Source organism: Candidatus Merdisoma sp. JLR.KK006, assembly GCF_036941035.1.
Lineage (GTDB): Bacteria > Bacillota > Clostridia > Lachnospirales > Lachnospiraceae > Laedolimicola.
Window position 1 is genome coordinate 131402 of the sequence record NZ_JAYMNS010000001.1, and the last position, 19450, is coordinate 150851.

At 47.0% G+C, this 19450-nt stretch carries 16 protein-coding genes; 6 read left to right on the plus strand and 10 right to left on the minus strand.

What is annotated here, in order from left to right; translation table 11 throughout:
- Nucleotides 1-91 precede the first annotated feature (91 nt).
- Nucleotides 92-1240 (minus strand): aldo/keto reductase, encoded by a 1149-nt coding sequence (locus VSQ61_RS00600; RefSeq protein WP_334342485.1) that lies wholly within the window; start codon nucleotides 1238-1240, stop codon nucleotides 92-94.
- 10 nt (nucleotides 1241-1250) lie between these two features.
- Nucleotides 1251-2519: a diaminopimelate decarboxylase gene (locus VSQ61_RS00605; RefSeq protein WP_334342486.1), complete on the minus strand. Its 1269-nt coding sequence runs from the start codon at nucleotides 2517-2519 to the stop codon at nucleotides 1251-1253.
- A gap of 221 nt (nucleotides 2520-2740) precedes the next feature.
- Between VSQ61_RS00605 and VSQ61_RS00610 the strand changes: the two genes are divergently transcribed.
- Both VSQ61_RS00610 and VSQ61_RS00615 read left to right on the plus strand, forming a co-directional pair.
- Entirely contained in the window at nucleotides 2741-3580 is an 840-nt protein-coding gene (locus VSQ61_RS00610) for a LysR family transcriptional regulator (protein ID WP_334342487.1), read from the plus strand.
- 174 nt (nucleotides 3581-3754) lie between these two features.
- On the plus strand, nucleotides 3755-4126 hold the full coding sequence (locus tag VSQ61_RS00615) for a sporulation initiation factor Spo0A C-terminal domain-containing protein (RefSeq protein ID WP_334342488.1): 372 nt from the start codon (nucleotides 3755-3757) through the stop codon (nucleotides 4124-4126).
- A 161-nt stretch (nucleotides 4127-4287) separates the two neighbouring features.
- Here VSQ61_RS00615 and VSQ61_RS00620 read toward each other — a convergent pair whose 3' ends face one another.
- On the minus strand, nucleotides 4288-4971 hold the full coding sequence (locus tag VSQ61_RS00620) for an MATE family efflux transporter (protein ID WP_334342489.1): 684 nt from the start codon (nucleotides 4969-4971) through the stop codon (nucleotides 4288-4290).
- A 603-nt stretch (nucleotides 4972-5574) separates the two neighbouring features.
- On the opposite strand from VSQ61_RS00620, the gene VSQ61_RS00625 reads away from it, so the two are divergent.
- Both VSQ61_RS00625 and VSQ61_RS00630 read left to right on the plus strand, forming a co-directional pair.
- Nucleotides 5575-5781, plus strand: coding sequence for a helix-turn-helix transcriptional regulator (locus VSQ61_RS00625; RefSeq protein WP_334342490.1), 207 nt, complete (start codon nucleotides 5575-5577; stop codon nucleotides 5779-5781).
- Nucleotides 5778-6200 carry a hypothetical protein gene (locus tag VSQ61_RS00630; protein ID WP_334342491.1) on the plus strand — a complete coding sequence of 141 codons (423 nt, stop codon included), beginning with the start codon at nucleotides 5778-5780 and terminating at the stop codon, nucleotides 6198-6200. Before VSQ61_RS00625 ends, VSQ61_RS00630 begins: the two co-directional genes overlap by 4 nt.
- 2 nt (nucleotides 6201-6202) lie before the next feature.
- Here the strand turns inward: VSQ61_RS00630 and VSQ61_RS00635 are convergent, their stop codons facing one another.
- The 6 genes from VSQ61_RS00635 to VSQ61_RS00660 form a co-directional block, all read right to left on the minus strand.
- Complete coding sequence (locus VSQ61_RS00635; RefSeq protein ID WP_334342492.1) at nucleotides 6203-6955, minus strand: metallophosphoesterase family protein; 753 nt, start codon at nucleotides 6953-6955, stop codon at nucleotides 6203-6205.
- A gap of 58 nt (nucleotides 6956-7013) precedes the next feature.
- Entirely contained in the window at nucleotides 7014-7205 is a 192-nt protein-coding gene (locus VSQ61_RS00640) for a DUF6472 family protein (RefSeq protein ID WP_334342493.1), read from the minus strand.
- Complete coding sequence (gene mutL, locus VSQ61_RS00645) at nucleotides 7206-9395, minus strand: DNA mismatch repair endonuclease MutL (RefSeq protein WP_334342494.1); 2190 nt, start codon at nucleotides 9393-9395, stop codon at nucleotides 7206-7208. It lies immediately after the preceding gene.
- A 70-nt stretch (nucleotides 9396-9465) separates the two neighbouring features.
- Complete coding sequence (mutS, locus tag VSQ61_RS00650; RefSeq protein ID WP_334342495.1) at nucleotides 9466-12066, minus strand: DNA mismatch repair protein MutS; 2601 nt, start codon at nucleotides 12064-12066, stop codon at nucleotides 9466-9468.
- Nucleotides 12067-12207: 141 nt separating this feature from the next.
- Entirely contained in the window at nucleotides 12208-13956 is a 1749-nt protein-coding gene (gene pyk, locus VSQ61_RS00655) for a pyruvate kinase (RefSeq protein ID WP_334342496.1), read from the minus strand.
- Between the two features lie 178 nt (nucleotides 13957-14134).
- Nucleotides 14135-14833, minus strand: coding sequence for a hypothetical protein (locus tag VSQ61_RS00660; protein ID WP_334342497.1), 699 nt, complete (start codon nucleotides 14831-14833; stop codon nucleotides 14135-14137).
- Nucleotides 14834-15141: 308 nt separating this feature from the next.
- Between VSQ61_RS00660 and VSQ61_RS00665 the strand changes: the two genes are divergently transcribed.
- Nucleotides 15142-15558 carry a hypothetical protein gene (locus VSQ61_RS00665; protein WP_334342498.1) on the plus strand — a complete coding sequence of 139 codons (417 nt, stop codon included), beginning with the start codon at nucleotides 15142-15144 and terminating at the stop codon, nucleotides 15556-15558.
- A gap of 135 nt (nucleotides 15559-15693) precedes the next feature.
- Here the strand turns inward: VSQ61_RS00665 and VSQ61_RS00670 are convergent, their stop codons facing one another.
- Nucleotides 15694-17781, minus strand: a complete 2088-nt coding sequence (locus VSQ61_RS00670; RefSeq protein ID WP_334342693.1) for a glycogen debranching protein — start codon at nucleotides 17779-17781, stop codon at nucleotides 15694-15696.
- Nucleotides 17782-18517: 736 nt separating this feature from the next.
- Between VSQ61_RS00670 and metA the strand changes: the two genes are divergently transcribed.
- Nucleotides 18518-19435: a homoserine O-acetyltransferase MetA gene (gene metA, locus VSQ61_RS00675; RefSeq protein ID WP_334342499.1), complete on the plus strand. Its 918-nt coding sequence runs from the start codon at nucleotides 18518-18520 to the stop codon at nucleotides 19433-19435.
- Nucleotides 19436-19450 lie beyond the last annotated feature (15 nt).

Below are 19450 nucleotides of genomic sequence, written 5' to 3' on the forward strand. Positions count from 1 at the left end.
GTCAAAAGCATTTTTCTCACAAAAAGAAGCCTGACCACAGATTTTTCTCTCTGCGGCCAAGCTTCCAGATGCAAAAGCTGAGATTTCGATACTAAGCTCCAAATATCTCCGATGCCTGACGCATATTCTCAACAATCGGCACACCGAAGGGACACCGTTTCTCGCAGGCTTTGCAGGCAATACACTCTGATGCCTTGTGCTCAAGAATACCATAATGCTCCCGTACCGTTTCCGGCACACTGCCCTGTGCCTTGGCAAGATTCAGGAACTTTGTTACAGAAGCCACATCAATTCCCTTGGAACAGGGGGCGCAGTGGCCGCAATACATGCAATGGCCCTGCCAGCTTATCTTCGGCATGGAAGCAAAAGCTGCCGCATAGTCCTTTTCCTCTGCTCCTGCTGTCTCATAGGCAATACTGGTCTCCAGATCTTCCATGGATCTGGCTCCTGACATAACACAGGCCACTGCCGGACGAGTCAGGGCATAGTGGATGCACTGGAAAGCTGTCAATGCCTTTCCTGCCGGGGAAAGCTCGGCGCTTAAGAGATCACCGCCTCCAAATGCCTTCATAACGGTAATGCCTACCCCTTCTCTCTGACAGACCTCATAGAGCTCCTGCCGCTTGGGATCCATATTTACCAAAGGCTTCTCATAATTTTTCTCATCCCACAGAGACTCCACATCCTCATTGGCCGGGAGCAGGTCATAGCAGGGGTTCACGCTGAACATAAGCACATCTACAAGACCGCTGTGTACTGCTGCAAGGGCCGCCTCCGGGTTATGGCTGGACATACCGATGCAGCCGATGGTTCCTTTTTCCTTCAATTCCAAAGCGTATTTGATTACATCGCCATTTTTTACCGTCTCCCAGTCTTCCATGGAATCTACATAGTGGATCATACCGATCTCCACATGATCCGTCTCAAGGCGGCGAAGCTGATCCGCAAAGCCTTCCTTTACCTCCGAAAGCTTCCGGGTGCGCTTGTACTGACCATCCTTCCATACGGTACACAGATGCGCCTGAAGCACAAACTTCTCTCTGCGCCCTTTAAGAGCTTTTCCCAGATTGGAGCGAAATTCCGGGTTGGGCGTGTACAGGTCTATACAATTCACGCCGGCTTCCTCCATGCGATCTATATACGCCTTTACAGTCTCGTAGGGCTGATCCACAAAGCCCTCGCAGCCCATTCCGATCTCTCCTACCTTTAATCCGGTCCTTCCCAGTATTCTTTCTTTCATAGGGACCTCCTTACACTAAATCCTTCAAAATATCAAAGCAGTCAAAGGTTGCAAAATAATCCTTCGGCGTTTCTGCCCTGCGAATAAGCTGCACACTGCCGTCTTCCTTTAAGAGCAGCTCTGCGGATTTCAGCTTTCCATTGTAATTATAGCCCATGGCAAATCCATGTGCGCCTGTGTCATGAATCACCAGCAGATCTCCCTTATCAATCCCTGGCAGTTCCCTGTCAATGGCAAATTTATCATTGTTTTCGCAAAGGGAGCCTGTCACATCATACACATGATCCAATGGCTCATTTTCTTTTCCCATAACCGTAATATGATGATACGCCCCATACATGGCCGGACGCATCAGATTCACCGCACAGGCATCACAGCCAATATACTCCTTATGAGTATGCTTCTCGTGAATGGCCTTTGTCACCAGGCAGCCATAAGGCCCCATCATAAACCGTCCAAGCTCTGTGTAGAGCGCTACATTTCCCATGCCGGCAGGAACCAGAACCTCCTCATAGACCTTGCGGACACCCTGGCCAATCACACGAATATCATTTGCCTCCTGATCCGGGCGGTACGGAATTCCGATGCCGCCGGAAAGGTTGATAAAGCGGATATCCGCCCCCGTCTCCTTTTTCAGTTCCACCGCCAGTTCAAAGAGAACCTTGGCCAGCATGGGATAATACTCATTGGTCACCGTGTTGCTTGCCAAAAATGCATGAATGCCAAACCGCCTGGCCCCTTTCTTCATAAGCACCTTGTACGCTTCAAAAAGCTGCTCCTTTGTCATGCCGTATTTGGAATCTCCCGGGTTGTCCATAATGTCATTGCTGATCTGGAATACACCGCCGGGATTGTAACGGCAGCTAATGGTTTCCGGAATATAGCCGATGGTTTTCTCCAAAAAATCAATGTGGGTATAGTCATCCAGATTGATCACCGCTCCCAGCTTAGCCGCATATGCAAATTCCTCTGCCGGGGTGTCGTTGGAGGAAAACATAATATCCTCACCCCTCACGCCGATGGATTCCGACAGCATCAGCTCTGTCATGGAAGAACAGTCGCAACCGCAGCCGTAATCACGCAGAATATTAATCAGATAGGGATTGGGGGTTGCCTTCACTGCAAAATATTCCTTATATCCCGGATTCCAGGCAAATGCCTCCTTCAAAGCCCTGGCATTTTCCCGAATACCCTTCTCATCATAGAGATAAAAGGGGGTAGGATAGGTCCTGATAATCTCGTCTAATTGTTCCAATGTCACAAATGGTTCTTTCTTCATCTGTATAAACTCCTTCTATCTTAATTTTCATAAAAACATTGCTGCCATCATAACAAACCCAATGTATATGGCAATTGCAAAAGAATGCTCAATTTCTCTTGACTATTATAACCGCAAAGTTTATCATTTGTATAGCGAATAATTTTGATTATTATAATTTGTTTTTCGAATTATTTTGTATCCCATTGACAGACGTTTCTAATATGAAAGCAGAATACATTATGGATACGCAAAACCTAAGAACTTTTCTCACCCTTGCAGATGTGAAAAATTTCACCCAAACCGCCGGCCTTCTCTACATCGCCCAGTCTACTGTCACCAACCGGATTGCGGAACTGGAAAAAGAGGTAGGACGCAAGCTCTTTATTCGAAATAAAAAGAAGCTTTCCCTCACTCGGGAAGGCCTTCTGTTTCAGGAATATGCAAGACGTATTATTGATCTGGAGGAAATGTCCATCCGGGAAATGAATTCCCAGGCTTTTTCCCGTGCTTCCCTGCGCCTTGGAACCACCAACACCATCTATGAATGCCACCTGGCCCCTCTGCTGACTCAGATGTTAAAGGAAGATGCAGGTTATGCAATGAATGTAACCATCAGCCACTCAGTAAATCTTCTGCAGATGCTTCAGGACGGCCTTTTGGATCTGTCCTTTACTTATCAGCCCCTTCAGAAACCAGGCTTCTGCTGTCAAAAATTCCGGACAGACGAACTTCTTTTAGTTACATCACAAGCCCATAACCATTATCAAAAAGGGATCTCCAAAGCAGACCTTCCCAAGCTCAATTACCTTTTCTGTAATTTTGCCCTTCAGGAAGTAGGTCAGTTTATCCGGGAGCTTTTTCCGCCCTTTTATCAGTTTCCTTTTGAAATTGACAACAGTACGAAACTAGCTGCTTATCTTTGTGAAGGGATCGGCTGCAGCTTTCTTCCCTCCAGTCTCGTAAAGCCCTATCTTGAAAATCAATCCCTGATTTCCATTCCTCTTTTGGACTTTGAGGCACCTCGCATCAATAGCTACCAGTGCTGGCCAGAGGGAAAGGAACCGGCTTTTTATCTGTAAGCTTCCCTTAGTGCCGCTTGTCCTTTCCTATCGGATTGTGTCGTCAGCTCTCCTTTTATTCTTTTAAATGTATTAGAATAGCGCAAAGTATCTATTTTCATTCGGAAAAGTCGTTTCATTTTCCTTTCATTTTGCTGGTTTTGGGATTAAAGTATAAAGAAAGGAGGGTGTATCATGACGCTACAAATGAATCTTAGTTCTGAACAGAACTTCTCTGAAATCTACCGTTTTTTTCTGCTTCTCGGTATTACTCCAAATTATCTTGGATTTTATCAGGCTGCTTATGCCGTGGCCCTTTGCATGAAAGAACCGGAACGGCTGATCTCCGTTACCAAATCCATCTATCCGGATGTGGCAAAATATTTTCAGACATCAGCCGGAAGCGTGGAACGCAATATCCGCACAGTGGCCCGAATTTCCTGGGACAGCCATTCAAAGGTTCTGTCTGATTTATCTTCTGAAAGTCTCCAGAAACAACCCACGGTTTCCCAGTTTCTTTCTCTCATTGTGTTTTACTTTCTATATTCGGATTGCAAATATTTGTAGTCCTCCAATCAGGGAAGGTGCGGCATCTGTCCTTGATGCTTTCGCACCTTCCTTTCTTATAGGCAAATTTATATATAAAAAATTTTCAGTTCCTTTACCTTCTCAGTCACACAGCTCTTTTTGCTTTGAGCCATTTCTCTTCACTTTTGTCGTTTAGCTGTCTATAAAACGCTTTCATTTGCCGCTCCAAAGATACCGATAAGCTGTCTTGGGAAAAGCTCAACAATAATGAGGGCAACGACACCCACACAAGCCTCTGCTGTCAAAAGCTTTGTAAACAAGTCTTTTACTCTTTTATTTAGACCAGCTCCCATAAGAGTTGACATCATTGCAAATTGGGGACTTCCATCAGCACGAATCACCGGATTCATAGCCTGCCCAAACATATAGAAGGGAATGCCCAGGGAGATCCAAAAGAAATATTCCTTTGAGTGATAAAATGTCTCCTCATTTACCGTACCGCCGAACATTGCAATAATCTGACTGCTGAACATAAGATAAATCACACACAAAATCAGGCTGAAAAGTATAGTAAGCAGGATCGAATTTCCCATACTTTTACTTGCATCCTCAGGCTTATTTCTGCCAAGACTCAGGCTTACAAAGGCGCAGCAGCCGTCACCTGCCATTACTGCTATGGCCAGCGCAATGACCGTCAGAGGAAATACTACCGTATTGGCAGCATTTCCATAGGAGCCCAGGTATACGGCATTGGCAATGAAAATTTGGTCAACAATATTGTACAGCGCTCCTACAAGAAGAGAAATAATGCAGGGAATGGCGTATTTCCCCATCAGCTTTCCCAGTGGTTCCTCCATTAAAAAAGAATTATTTTCTGTTTCCATATCCGTTGCTCCTAAATTTGCACATGTTTTTTGTGCATAAAGGGATACCCGTAGGGTATTTCCTAAAAAAATAGCGTATAACCCCGGCTGCTGGATTTACGCCATAGGCTATGCGCTGAATAAAAATTATTGAATCTGACAGTTCTTCCCGCCACAATGATATTTGCGGATGCTTTTGCTGCATAAAACCATTTTTCCAAAACAAAAAACGTGTTGAAAATAACTGGATTTACGCAGTTCTGCAACACGTTCTTATTTATTATAAAATTAATTTTCCAAAATTTCAAAGGCAATTTTGCACAAAAATTGCAGACTTCTGTGTAACTGTTACTATGAAAGATCCTTTTCTGCGTAGCAGAAAACTAAATTCAGGGATGCACCATGCACCACTACCGACTTTCATTTATGGTGGTGCGCCAATGGGGTGCATGTGGGTTTACTATGAACCCCCACAGTGTTCACAGTAAAGTACAGCTTTACTGTGCATTCCTTTAATGCTGCAGTAAGCACCACTTTTATGTTTATGGAAAGTTTGCTTGACATTTCATGGCAGATGTTATATTCTGATAATGTAAAGTATACTTTCCATAAGGAGGAACTGTTTTGAAAAACCGCTTGGAAGAAATCCGAAAGGAGCGAGGCGTTACCCAAGAAGAACTGGCTGGCTCGCTGGAAGTCTCCAGACAGACCATCGGATCGTTGGAAAATGGACGTTATAATCCGTCTATTCTGCTTGCTTTTAAGATTGCCCGCTACTTTCACATGACCATTGAAGAAATTTTTATTTATGAGGAGGAGGATAAAGTATGAATCCAAAGAAGAAAAAAATATTTTTGATCCTTGGCATAACAGCCGCTTTGATATTGGATTTTATTGGAATATTTGCAGGAGCAGAACACCTAAAAATGATAAGCGGCATCTGCATCGGAATCGGCTCTGCGCTCTTCGCCCTGTGCATCAATGGGCTGTACCGCCTTTCCTATGAAAAAGAGTTTCCCGAAGTTGTCCGCCTGGAAAAGATTGAGCAGCAGGATGAGCGCAACGTTCAGATCCGCAACCGGGCCAAAGCCAGAACCAGCGACATCACCCGCTGGGTGATCATAGGGATCGGCTGGCTGAACTTTCTTGTAAGCGGCCCCTTATGGATCACCCTCGCCCTCATTGGGGTCTTTGTCCTTGTGTACCTGTTGGACTGGTGCTATATGGATAAGTATCAGAGGGAAATGTAGCGTCAGGCTATCCGCACAATCTGCTCATACAGCAGGATATCCTTTTCATTCACCTGCCGATCCATGTGCAGATGCCCGCAAAAATGTCGCCTATACTGAATACTCTGCCGGATTTCCTCCAGATATTCGGTCAAAACATCCTGCTTCTGTGTTCCGAGGCCCATCATGGCTGCAACGCTGGCGCTTGGGGAATGAGAGATGATATAATCCACCTGATTGTCGTGCTTCTTAAGATTTTCTTTTCCCCGGCGCATCTCTTCCTCTGAGGGCAGCTCCTCCTTCCACCAGGAAACGCCATTCACCCGAAACATCTTAAAAGGCATACGGCTCCATTTCTTAATAAGCCTGGCATCCCCCACCGGATCTAGAATTCCATCCCGGATATCGTGGGAAGAAGCGCCCCCAAAGGCAAAGATCTTTAAGCCCTCCAAAAGAAAAACCTCCCCACGCATAAGGTGCAGCACGTGAGGGCGGATCTCATGGACAAGACCGCCTTTCCACTCTCTTACGGGATATTCCGCCAACCGGACATGGTTCTCATGATTGCCGTCTACAAAAATAGTGGTATAAGGCTTTTTCTCCAACCAATCCAGCCAGTACCTTTCGTTGCTGCTCTCACCTCTGTAATCCCAGACACCTCCGAAATCACCCAGAATAATAACCGTATCCTCCCGGTTCATTTCTTTTTGTTCCGGAAAACATTCCCTATTAAACCGCCGAAAATCTCCATGGCAGTCACCCGTAATATAAATCATGGGTTAATACCCTCTTTCTTGTTCATAATTTCTTCCAAAAGAATCAAATTCGAGCTTTTTACATCTGATGCCGCACAATCCGATATTCATCCCCATACTGGAAATAGGGACAGCTCTTAAACTCACCCTGAATAAACAACCGCATCTCATCCTCATCCAGATCCATTTCGCATACGTAATAACCATAGTCATCATCATACACGTAATTTCCGCAGCATTCACAGTTGGTACTGGTCTTTTTCTTTTTCATTTACACAATCCTCTTAAACTTTTTCTCAATCTCCTGCTTTGTCATGGAAATGATGGTCGGCCGTCCATGAGGGCAGTTATAAGGATTTTCCAAACGAAGCAGCTCTTCAATGAGGGCTTTTGCTTCCGCCGTGCTTAGACGCTGGCTGCCCTTTACCGCTGCTTTGCAGGACATAGATGCAATTTTTTCCATTACAAGTGTGGAATCCTTGCCGCCTACGCTCTCCAGGCTGTCAAGAAGCTCTAAGAAGAGTTCTCTTTCCGCAATTCCAAAGAGATTGCCCGGGACTGCACTGAGTGCAAACTCCTTTCCCCCGAATGGCTCAATCTCAAAGCCCATTTCCGTAAAATAATGCAGATATTCGTTTAATCTGCCCGCCTCCTGCATGGTCAGGGTCAGAATCAGCGGGGGGCTCACCATCTGGGAGGTTATTTCCTTGTTTTCAAGGCTTTTTACCGTTCGCTCATAAAGAACTTTTTCATGAGCCGCATGCTGATCAATCATATAAAATTTATCTTCAAACTGTACCAGCCAGTAGGTCTCAAAGAGCTGGCCGATAATATTGATTTCAGACTTGGTTTCCGGATTTAAGAGCTTGTGGTCAAATAACTCTAACTGCTCCGGTTCCGGTTCCCTCTGCTGCTCTTTACGCTTTTTGCCGTTCCGTTCCTCAGATAAAACCGCCTGAGGGTTACTTTGCTGCGAAAGCTCTGCATGGGATACTCTGTCTTCCGTCCTGACTGTCCCTGGAACTATTTTGGAAGAAGCTTCGGTTCCTGCAGGCGTAGCTGTAGCTGCCGCTCCATAGCTGTCTCGTTCCCGAAGCACTCCGGCTCCCGTTAGCTGCTCCAATTCTGCATTGGAATAAATTTTCTGATTTTCCTCTGCCTTTGCTGCCTTCTGTTCTTCCTTCTCCTGAAATTCTTTTGTTACACGCTGCCGCATCTGAGTAAGAAAATATTCCAGATTCCGTTCCTGGGGTGCCTTGGGCTGCTTACTGTTTTGTACCGAAATTCCTATGTCTTCTTTATTATCAGATATTTGTCCTCCGGACGGCCTGTTTACCGTCTGCCCGGCTGTACTGTGCTGTTTCAGCCACTTTGGCGCCTCCGTTCGCCCTGATGCTGCATTTTCCTTTTCTTTTAAGGCATTGTTCTTCTCTTTGGATTCATCTTGTGAAAGCTTTACCTCCGGAATCAGCTCATGCTGATTCAGCCCATCTCGGACCGTTTTTTGAATCAGGCGGTACAATTCCTCCTGATTGGAAAAGCGCAGCTCCATCTTAGTCGGGTGAACATTTACGTCCAACATTTCCCCATCCATGGCAATATGAAGCACTGTAAAGGGGTATTTATGCTGCATCATAAAGGTTCGGTACGCATCCTCGATTCCTTTGGCGATGAGGGAGCTTTTAATGTATCTTCCATTGATAAAATACGTCTCATACCCCCGGTTTCCTCTGGAAATCACCGGTTTTCCAATATAGCCCGTGATCCGCACCTTTCCCTGAGCTTCATCTATCTCCGCCAGATTAGCCGCCACATCTCTGCCGTAGATATGATAAATCACATCCTTTAGATTGTGATTGCCGGAGGTATGAAGCTTGGTCTGACCGTTATTGATAAACTGAAAGGAAACCTCCGGATGAGACAGGGCCATTCGCTCCATGAGATCGCTGATATAACCTGCCTCAGTCATAGGTGTTTTGAGAAATTTCCTCCGGGCCGGCGTGTTGTAAAAAAGACTGCGGACAAGAAAGGTGGTCCCCTCCGGTGCCGCCGTTTCCTCAAGCTTCTTCTCCACGCCGCCCTCTATACAGTAGCGGATGCCTGCGTCCGCCTCCCGTGTCTTGGTAATCAGCTCCACCATGGCAATGGCAGCTATACTTGAAAGAGCCTCCCCCCGAAAGCCCAGAGAGGATACCTGAAACAGATCCTCCACCCTCTTTATTTTGCTGGTGGCATGGCGCAGAAATGCGGTTGCTACCTGCTCCCTCTCAATGCCGCTGCCATTGTCCGTAACCCTAAGAAAAGAGATCCCTCCGTCCCGAATCTCCACGGCCACAGCAGTAGCGCCTGCATCGATGGCATTTTCCACAAGCTCCTTTACCACGGAGGATGGCCTCTCAATCACCTCGCCTGCTGCAATTTTATCAATGGTCTGCTGATCCAGTACTGCTATTTTTCCCATATACGTATTTTCTCGCTTCCTGCCATATCATTGTCTTTTCAAGCTTCTGCTTACTAAATTTATTAATGCCCTACCACCGATTCTTAATCTTATTCTGCAGCCGATACATCGTATTGAGCGCATCCAAAGGCGTCATATTACTCAAATCCATCTCCCGAAGCTCCGTGATGATATCATCATCCTTCACCGTATCAAAAAGGGATATCTGCTCCATCTCCATTTCTACAGGAGCCGCTTTGGGCTTTAGGGAAATGTCCGCCTGAACCAGATCCTCCACCAGCTCCTTTGCCCGGGCAATCACCGGATCGGGCACTCCAGCCAGCTTAGCCACCTGTATCCCGTAGCTCTTATCCGCCCCGCCCTTAATAATCTTCCGCAAAAATACAATATCATCACCCTTTTCCTTCACGGCAATGCAGTAATTATTCACGCCGGCCAAGGAGCCCTCCAGCTCCGTCAGCTCATGATAATGAGTGGCGAACAAGGTCTTCGCCCCCAAAATACGGGGATTGCTGATATATTCAATCACCGCCCAGGCAATGGCCAGTCCGTCAAAGGTACTGGTTCCCCGGCCGATTTCATCCAGAATCAACAGGCTGCTTCCTGTGGCATTCCGCAAAATATTGGCAACCTCCGTCATTTCCACCATAAAGGTACTCTGCCCGGAAGCCAGATCATCCGAAGCCCCCACCCGGGTGAAGATCCGATCTACAATCCCAATCTTCGCACTGTCCGCCGGCACAAAGCTGCCCACCTGGGCCATCAGCACAATGAGAGCTGTCTGACGCATATAGGTGGACTTTCCGGCCATATTGGGGCCTGTGATAATGGAAATCCTGTTGCCGCCATTATCAAGGAATGTATCATTGGGAATGAACATATCATTTTCAATCATTTTTTCCACCACCGGATGGCGGCCGCCCTTAATATCGATAATTCCTTTCTCATTCATCTTGGGACGCACAAAACCATTGCGCTCCGCCACAAATGCCAGGGAAGCAAATACATCAATAAGAGCTACGGCTTTGGCCGCCTTCTGAATCCGCAGCACCTCAGCGGCAATAGTCTCCCGAAGCTCTACAAACAAGTTGTATTCCAGAGCCATGAGCTTTTCCTCTGCTCCCAGAATGGTATCCTCCAGCTCCTTAAGCTCCGGCGTAATGTAACGCTCCGCATTGGTCAGGGTCTGCTTGCGCATATAGTAATCCGGCACCATATTTTTGTAGGAATTGGTTACCTCCAGATAATAACCGAATACCTTGTTGAACTTAATTTTCAGGTTCTTGATGCCGGTTTTCTCACGCTCATCGGCCTCCACCTTTGCAAGCCAGCTCTTTCCCTCGGTCTTGGCCTTTCGATAGCGATCCACATCCTCATTACAGCCGTCCCGAATAATATCGCCGTCCCGGACAGAAATAGGCGGATCCTCCCGGATCGTCCGGGCTATCAGCGCCTGAAGATCCGACAGCTCATCCAGCTCTTCCCAGAGAGTCCGAAGAAGCGGAGACTGAAAATCCTCCATCAGTGTTTTAATATGAGGCAGCATTTCCAGAGATGAGCAAAATGCCGTCAAATCTCTGGGATTTGCCGTCTGGTAGCTGATGCGGCCGATGAGGCGCTCCAGATCGTAGATGGGATTCAGATACTCCCGAAGCTCCTCCCTGGTAATCACATGGGCATTCAGCTCCGCAATGGCCTCATGGCGGCTCTCAATCTCTCCCCGGTCAATCAGAGGCTGTTCCACCATAGTACGCAGGGTTCTGGCTCCCATGGCCGTCTTGGTTTTGTCAAGAACCCACAGGAGGGAACCCCTCTTCTGCTTTTCCCTTAAGGTTTCCACCAGCTCCAGGTTTCTGCGGCTGGAGCTGTCGATAATCATGTATTTTCCGATGGTGTAGGGCTGCAGGCGCGTCATGTGGGACAGGGAATTCTTCTGGGTTTCGTAGAGATATTTGAGAAGGGTTCCAGCCGCAATGGTGCCGCAGCTTAAGTCCCTTAAGCCCAGCCCTGCAAGATCCGACACTCCAAAGTGATCCAGAAGCGTGCGCCTGCACAGCTCATCGTCAAAATACCAAGCCTCCAATGGGTACAAAGCGATGTTCAGGCGGAACTTAAGGTCGTCCAAGTCCGCACCGCTCATGGTAAACGCCTCGTTGCACACAATTTCCGAAGGGGTAAATTTGTTGATCTCGTCTAAAAGCTTCCGCTCGGAATCCACCTCAGTGACAAAATAGTCCCCGGTGGTGATATCTGCTGTGGAGATACCATAGCGGTCGGAAAGGTAGACGATGCACATAAGGTAATTGTTTTTCGTCTCGTCCGCCGTATTCAGGTTGGTGCCTGGGGTTACGATCCGCACCACATCCCGGGCTACCAGGCCCTTGGCCGTCTTTGGATCCTCCACCTGCTCACAGATGGCTACCTTATAGCCCTTGGATACCAGACGGTTCAGATATCCCTCCACAGCATGATAAGGAACGCCGCACATAGGTGCGCGTTCCTCAAGGCCGCAGCTCTTTCCGGTGAGGGTCAGTTCCAACTCCTTCGACACGGTGAGCGCATCGTCAAAAAACATTTCGTAAAAATCGCCCAGGCGATAAAATAAGATACAGTCCTTGTACTGCTCCTTTGTCTTTAGGTACTGCTGCATCATGGGTGTCATTTCCGCCATGAATTTTCTCCTATTCTAAACTCCGCAATCTGTCGGCCATCCCTCTTCTTTGGCACAATTTTTAATGGTAAACATATATTTGTCATTTGTTTCCGATCTGACTGACAAATTGCTGTATTCACTTGTACATCTTTATTTGCTCTAATGGCTGCCAGACACAGCCCCGGTCTCTGCATCCACTGTGACTACGGCTCCATTTTTCAAAATATCCACTGCCTGCTTTGCACCCGCGATCACCGGAATATCCAAAGTCAGCCCCACAATGGCTCCATGGGAATTGCTGCCCTCCTGTTCGGTCACCAGCGCAAGGGCGGTCTTAAGCTCCGGCATCATCTCGTTGGTAGTCTCCGACACCACAATAATATCTCCGGCATGGTAATTTTTCTTTAATTCCTCCGCATCTCTTGCCACACAGAGCGGACCACATACCTTTTTCCTTGTGATCCCCTGTCCGGTAACGAGAATCCGGCCTGCCACCTGTACCTTAATCAGATTGGTGGTTCCCGTAATGCCAAGGGGCACTCCTGCCGTCAGCACAGTCAGGTCCCCTCTCATAACCAGGCCCGCATGCTCCGCAGCCTCCACCGCACGGTTAAACAGCGTTTCCGCATTGTCCTCCCGTTCCAGAAGCAAAGGCTCCACTCCCCAATACAGATTCAACTGACGGCACACGTAGTCATCCATGCAACAGCCGATAATGGTGCAGCTTGGACGGTAACGGGAAATCATTCCCACGGTTCTTCCTGATTTTGACACAGTGATAATAGCCGAAGCTTTCAGATCCGCAGCCGTGGTGCAGGTGGCATGGGATACGGCATTGGTAATATCCGGCTTATCCATAATACTCCGCCGTTTGAAGCGGTAATCGTAATCAATATCCTCCTCCGTGCGGACGGCAATCCGATCCATGGTCTTTACCGCCTCCACCGGATACTGGCCTGAAGCCGTCTCACCGGAAAGCATAATGGCTCCCGTTCCCTGATAAATGGCATTGGACACATCGCTGGTCTCCGCCCGGGTGGGCCGGGGGTTCTTCATCATAGAATCCAGCATCTGGGTTGCCGTAATTACCGGCTTGCCAATCTCCAGGCTCTTTAAAATCAGCTTTTTCTGGATCACCGGCACCTCTTCTAAGGGAATCTCCACACCCATATCGCCTCTGGCAATCATAATGCCATCGGATACCCGAAGAATCTCGTCAATATTTTCCACGCCCTGAAGATTTTCTATCTTGGCAATAATTTTAATATGATGACAGCTCCGCTCCTCCAGAATCTTGCGGATCTTCAGAATATCATCCCCGCTTCTGGTAAAGGAGGCCGCAATAAAATCAAAGCCCTCCTCAATTCCAAATACAATATCATCATAGTCCTTTTCGCTGATAAAGGGCATATTTAAGCTGACTCCCGGCACATTGATTCCCTTTTTGTTGGAGACAAAGCCGCCGTTTTTCACGGTACAATAGATATCCTTTTCCGTTACCTGATTTACCTCAAGCTCAATCAGGCCGTCATCAATGAGGATGGCGTTCCCCGGCTTTACGTCCTTTACCAGATCCGGATAGGTAATAGATACCCTGCCTTCATTTCCCAGAATCTCTTCCGTAGTCAGCACAAAGCTCTGACCTTTCTTCAGTTCTATCCTGCCACCCTCCACATCCCGGGTACGAATCTCAGGACCCTTCGTGTCCAAAAGCAGCGCAACAGGAAGCTTTAATTCCTCCCGTACCTTTTTCACCAGTTCAATTTTTCCCTTTTGCTCCTCATGGGTTCCGTGGGAAAAGTTCAGTCTTGCCACATTCATTCCGGCCAGCATCAGTTCCCGAATCATCTGCTCCGACTCGGAAGCAGGCCCCAGGGTACAGATAATTTTGGTCTTTCTTCTTTTCATACTCCTCCTTGACGCAGATTTTTGCGTCTTTCTTTTTTTATAATAACTTATTTTTTCACCTGCTTATTATACTTCGCCAATGGAAAAAGCGTCAAGCTTGGGTTTTGGAAAATTCTTCTTAAAAAATTTATTTCCCGACTCGGTTTCTATCTTGGGTTAGCCCAGCAAAGGCTTTTACTCATCTATTCTTGCGAATCTGAATCAACGCATCGAGCTTCTCTCTGGCCGCCTGCTCTGCAATTTTATCCGCCTCCTCTCTGCTTGGCACGCCGCCCACAGAGGCTAACGCATAAGGATCGTTAAGACTGACATTACTTCCCATCAGCAGCGCACGCTCCTGATAATAAGCCATGGCCCGTTCTTCCCTGGACATATCGGCTCGAAAATAAATGGAGCCCTCCACCTGGTATTTTGCCGAGAGATACATAAGGCTTCCTCTTAAATCACTTCCGTAGGGGCTGGAACTGTTTTCCTTATGAGCCTCTGCGTAATAGGCTTCTATGGTGGTACGCTGTTTCTCATACTGAGATACCAGAGACTCTACATAAGCCGCCGCATAGATACTGCCGTCAGGATCTACTGCGGCATCCCAGTTTACCTCCAATTGATTCTCACTTTTCCACGCTTCCATAAAGCTTCGAAGTTCTTTTGCGTCTTCTGCATTAAGAGCCTTCATAGCCGATTCTATTGTCAGGCCAGAACCGGTATTCGTTCCATCCACAGCATTCTGATCTTCCTTTGATGCCCGGTATTCGGTGGAAATGAAAACCTTATCCTGAACTTTTTCTGCCGTCTTTCCGCTTTTTTCGGGTGCAGGCTTTTGGAGATTCGGTGACAGATATGTCCCTGTTATATTTGAAGTATTGTCAATTCTCATTGTAATCACTCATTCCTTTCGTTTTATTTAGGCACAAACAGCAATGAATTTTGCACTCCTCAATCATATCCTTACAATCTTGGCAACAAATGCTTTGACCATACTGAATAGTTATTCTCTTTCTATAAATAAAGGACATTTTCATACATTAGCTACATATTTATTTTAAAATAATGTAACACAATCTATGAGAAATAGCAAATAGTCCGTTTCTCCATAAAGACCAAAAATTTCGTTAAAAACCAGATAAATTCTTCTTGTGTTCTCTTTTTATCCGGAGTAAAATCTATAATACAGGGGGAATTGGTATGAATTGGAAGGATCGATGCTTTCTTTATCTGGATAATGAAAAGCTATTTGAAGACTCAGGACATAGAACCCGGTTCTGGGAATTGCTGGGCTGTTATGGGGAATATCCGTTTTTCACAAAAGGGCTATGTAAGTGTATGTATTTGTCCGCCTGGGATGAAGAACATTTTGCTATTATGCTGGAAACGCTCTCCTCTATGAGTCTGGGACGTGAAACCAACACAGATGACATGCGGCTTCAAGGAGATACATTGGCCGAGGCACAGCCGGATGCGGAATATTATGTTTTTCAGCTTTCCAATGCCTTTCTGGACGGCAAGCCCTTTGTTCTTCCTGACAATGCTCTTTTGGAACCGGAACAGCGTCATATTATCCAACAGGCGTTGAAAGCTGCTGAGGTGATTGAAAATATATAAGAGTAGTATAAGTACAGGCCAACCGTATTTTCATACACTACGGATGACCTGTATTCGTATTTTCCAATATCCGCTTCTATTATAAATACACCCGGCTTACATTGCATGCTTTATGATATACACAAAAGATATATTCTAAAACTCCCGAACCGTAAACACTGCAACCGACCTGGGCCTCATCACAAACCCTCCGTCTATCCGAACCTCTTCCCCTTCCCGGTAAAAGTAACGTCCATCCCCGTCTCCAAAGGTATTCACCGACAAATACCAGCCTCCGGAGCAATATACCTTAGGAAGGCTAATCTCCACATTCTCCCAAAAGGTATTAATGGCAATATACACAATATCATCCTGTCCCTGTTCCCTGTCATAGCCTGCAAAGCTCATGCCAAAGGTCCTTGCCCCGTCCGGAATCTCCACCTTATCCGCATCAATATCATGGGCATGAATGGGGTCCATTCCGCATACCGCCCCTGGCAGAACTTTGCGGATCACCGGATGCTTATGACGATAATCAATCATAAACTTGAAAAACTCAAACAGCTCCCGGTTCTTCGTAAGCAGCTCCCAGTTAAGCCAAGAGATCTCATTATCATGGCAATAGCTGTTATTATTGCCATACTGCGTATTTCCAAACTCATCTCCTGCCAAAAACATCGGCGTTCCTCTGCTGCACATGAGCACCGCACACGCATTGCGAATCATGCGGAACCGAAGCTTTAGTACCTCCGGATCATCCGTCTCCCCCTCCGCTCCGCAGTTCCAGCTCCGATTATTGTCTGATCCGTCCGTATTATTCCAGCCATTGTTCTCATTATGCTTATGATTATAAGCATACAAATCATACAGGGAAAATCCATCATGACAGGTGAAAAAGTTCACACTGGAATTATAGCCTGCATATTCCTCATTATAACCCTTATGGTGCTCACCATACAGATCTCCCGAGCCACCGATGCTCCAGGCTGCCTCCTTAGCCGCATGATTTTCCCCTTTTAAGAAACTTCGAAGGGCATCCCGGTATCTTCCGTTCCACTCCGCCCAGCGCCTGCTGGCCGGGAACCGCCCCACCTGGTAAAGGCCGCCTGCATCCCAGGCCTCCGCAATCAGCTTCACCTTGCTTAAAATAGGATCATAAGCCAGGCTCCGAAGCAACGGCGGATTGCTGATAGGAGAACCATCCATATTTCTCCCCAAAATACTTGCCAGATCAAAGCGGAATCCATCCACCCGATAGCTCACCGTCCAGTACCGAAGGCACTCCAGAATCAACTGATGGACAATGGGATGATTACAGTTAAGCGTGTTGCCGCAGCCGCTGAAATTGTAATAATTCCCATCAGGTGTCAGCATATAGTAAACCTTGTTGTCAAAGCCCTTAAAGCAGAAGGTCGGCCCGTGCTCATTTCCCTCCGCCGTATGATTAAATACCACATCCAAAATCACTTCAATTCCATTATTGTGAAGCTCACGAATCAGCTCCTTAAGCTCCGTCCCCTCCCGATTGTACTCCTGGGCGGAAATATAGTTGGTATTTGGAGCAAAAAATCCGATGGAATTGTACCCCCAGTAGTCAAGAAGCCTCTGACCGTCCTTTTCTCTGGAATTCATGGTCTCATCAAAGGCAAAAATGGGCATCAGCTCCACAGCATTGATTCCCAGCTCCTTTAGATAAGGAATCTTCTCCTTAAGCCCCGCAAAGGTTCCCCTGTGCTCCACCCCCGACGAAGGATGCTGGGTATAGCCCCGCACATGAAGCTCATAGATAATCAGATCACTTAACTCCCGGGCGGACTGAGGCATGTCCCCCCAGTCAAAGATATCCTTCACTACCCTGGCCCGATACCCCCGGCTCCGGCGCTCTCCCCAGCGGCCCTGCCGGGTTACTACTCTGGCATAAGGGTCTAAAAGCACCGATTTCTTATTAAAGATCATGCCGCGATCCGGTTCATAGGGGCCTCCCACCCGGTAGGCATACTCAAACTTCTCAATATCCAAGCCAAACACAATCATGGAATATACGTCGCCAATCTTATATTCCTCCGGAAACGGGAGCACCGCATAAGGCTCCTCTTCCCCTTCGTGATAAAGCAACAGCTCACAGGAAGTTCCAAAATGGGTATGCACCGTAAAGCTCACCCCATTCGGCAGGGCCATGGCCCCATTTACATCAAACAATCCCGGCCTTACGGGAAAACCTGCGACCCTTCCCATAGGCGTCATAGTTATGGTGTATTCCGGAACAAATTTCTGTGTGTAATATTTCAAAGCCTCTCTCCCATCCTTTGATTTTATTTTCTGGCGGACTTTCCAAAAGCCCCATTCATTCCCCATATGATTCTAAGGCTTTCATACGCCGCAAAACGGTATGGCGTCTACTCTCAGCGTCCGTCCTCTAGACATGTCCCCCGTACAATTACACGCAAGGTTTATATGGGCAACATTATAACTGCTTTTCCCCCTCTGCGTCAAAGGAAATCTTCAAAAAATTCTATTTTTTAGAAAAATTCTCCATATTTTTTGTAAAAATTGTTTGCATTGTCCGCACATTAACGACAGCATCTGAAATTCGCATTCGATAATCCAAAGAAAATCCCTTTCCCATCTCTCTTATCTGTGATAAACTATACCTTAATAGACCAAGTCTGCCTATCCCCCAGGGATATGAATTAATGAGGTACCCATACAATGTCATTAAGTTAAGCTTCAACAAATGACCGGCGTAGGGGAGGAGGGCCGCCCCGGTCAGGGGTGGCGGTTCTTGCCCGAAGCCTTCACAAGCTTTTTGGTGCTTAACTTAATGACATTGGGTCCCCGTAGGGTATACCTTATCGGACAAAGTCCACTCACCCTGAAAGGGTATGCAATACGAAATGCCCCTGAGCCGTATCCTATGAGCTGTTTACCGGGCATGTCTAAAAACAGTCTATTAAAAAAGCAGAAAAGAGTGTGAATTCATATGCCAATCAAAGTACAAAGCGACCTGCCGGTCCGGGCAATCCTGGAAAAGGAAAATATCTTTGTAATGGACGAGACAAGGGCCCTAAACCAGGATATCCGGCCCTTGAAAATAGGAATTTTAAATCTGATGCCGTTAAAGGAGGATACGGAGCTTCAGCTTCTGCGTTCCCTGTCTAATACGCCGCTGCAGCTTGACATTACCTTCTTAACAGTTAGCTCTCACGAATCCAAGAATACGGCTCAAAGTCACATTAATAAATTTTATGAGCCCTTCTGCCAGGTGAAAAGGCGCCGGTTTGACGGCCTTATTATTACCGGAGCCCCTGTGGAGCAAATGGAATTCGAGGAAGTGGATTACTGGCCGGAGCTGGTGGAAATCATGGACTGGGCCAAGACCCATGTAACCTCCACCTTTTTTATCTGCTGGGGTGCCCAGGCCGCACTTTATCATTACTATGGATTGAATAAGCAATTACTGCCGCAGAAATTGTTCGGTCTGTACCGACATCAGGTTCAGAACAGAAAAGAACCTCTGATTCGGGGCTTTGACGATATCTTTCTGGCCCCCCACTCCCGCCATACTACGGTGGATGCCAAAGCCATTCATAGCTGCGAAGCATTGACCGTTCTTGCGGAATCAGAGGAAGCCGGCGTCTTCATCGCCATGGCTGAGGAAGGACGGAAAATTTTCGTCTTCGGCCACCCGGAATATGACCGCCGCACCCTGGAAAAAGAGTATCTGAGGGACAAGGGAAAGGGTCTCCCCATTCAGCCTCCCAAAGACTATTTTGAAGAAGATGACAGCAGCAAAAAGCCTCCCCTCATGTGGAGAGCCCATGCCAATACCCTGTATACCAACTGGATTAATTACTACGTATACCAGCTCACCCCCTATCAGTGGGAGGATGAAGAGTAAAAACCGCCTGTATAT

Excerpts from the sequence above, each read along its gene's own strand:
- metA (WP_334342499.1), top strand. The coding sequence starts at position 18,518 with ATGCCAATCAAAGTACAAAGCGACCTGCCGGTCCGGGCAATCCTGGAA.
- VSQ61_RS00600 (WP_334342485.1), bottom strand. The coding sequence starts at position 1,240 with ATGAAAGAAAGAATACTGGGAAGGACCGGATTAAAGGTAGGAGAGATC.
- VSQ61_RS00660 (WP_334342497.1), bottom strand. The coding sequence starts at position 14,833 with ATGAGAATTGACAATACTTCAAATATAACAGGGACATATCTGTCACCG.
- VSQ61_RS00620 (WP_334342489.1), bottom strand. The coding sequence starts at position 4,971 with ATGGAAACAGAAAATAATTCTTTTTTAATGGAGGAACCACTGGGAAAG.
- VSQ61_RS00615 (WP_334342488.1), top strand. The coding sequence starts at position 3,755 with ATGACGCTACAAATGAATCTTAGTTCTGAACAGAACTTCTCTGAAATC.
- pyk (WP_334342496.1), bottom strand. The coding sequence starts at position 13,956 with ATGAAAAGAAGAAAGACCAAAATTATCTGTACCCTGGGGCCTGCTTCC.
- VSQ61_RS00665 (WP_334342498.1), top strand. The coding sequence starts at position 15,142 with ATGAATTGGAAGGATCGATGCTTTCTTTATCTGGATAATGAAAAGCTA.
- VSQ61_RS00610 (WP_334342487.1), top strand. The coding sequence starts at position 2,741 with ATGGATACGCAAAACCTAAGAACTTTTCTCACCCTTGCAGATGTGAAA.
- VSQ61_RS00640 (WP_334342493.1), bottom strand. The coding sequence starts at position 7,205 with ATGAAAAAGAAAAAGACCAGTACCAACTGTGAATGCTGCGGAAATTAC.
- VSQ61_RS00630 (WP_334342491.1), top strand. The coding sequence starts at position 5,778 with ATGAATCCAAAGAAGAAAAAAATATTTTTGATCCTTGGCATAACAGCC.
- VSQ61_RS00635 (WP_334342492.1), bottom strand. The coding sequence starts at position 6,955 with ATGATTTATATTACGGGTGACTGCCATGGAGATTTTCGGCGGTTTAAT.
- VSQ61_RS00605 (WP_334342486.1), bottom strand. The coding sequence starts at position 2,519 with ATGAAGAAAGAACCATTTGTGACATTGGAACAATTAGACGAGATTATC.
- mutS (WP_334342495.1), bottom strand. The coding sequence starts at position 12,066 with ATGGCGGAAATGACACCCATGATGCAGCAGTACCTAAAGACAAAGGAG.
- mutL (WP_334342494.1), bottom strand. The coding sequence starts at position 9,395 with ATGGGAAAAATAGCAGTACTGGATCAGCAGACCATTGATAAAATTGCA.
- VSQ61_RS00670 (WP_334342693.1), bottom strand. The coding sequence starts at position 17,781 with ATGACGCCTATGGGAAGGGTCGCAGGTTTTCCCGTAAGGCCGGGATTG.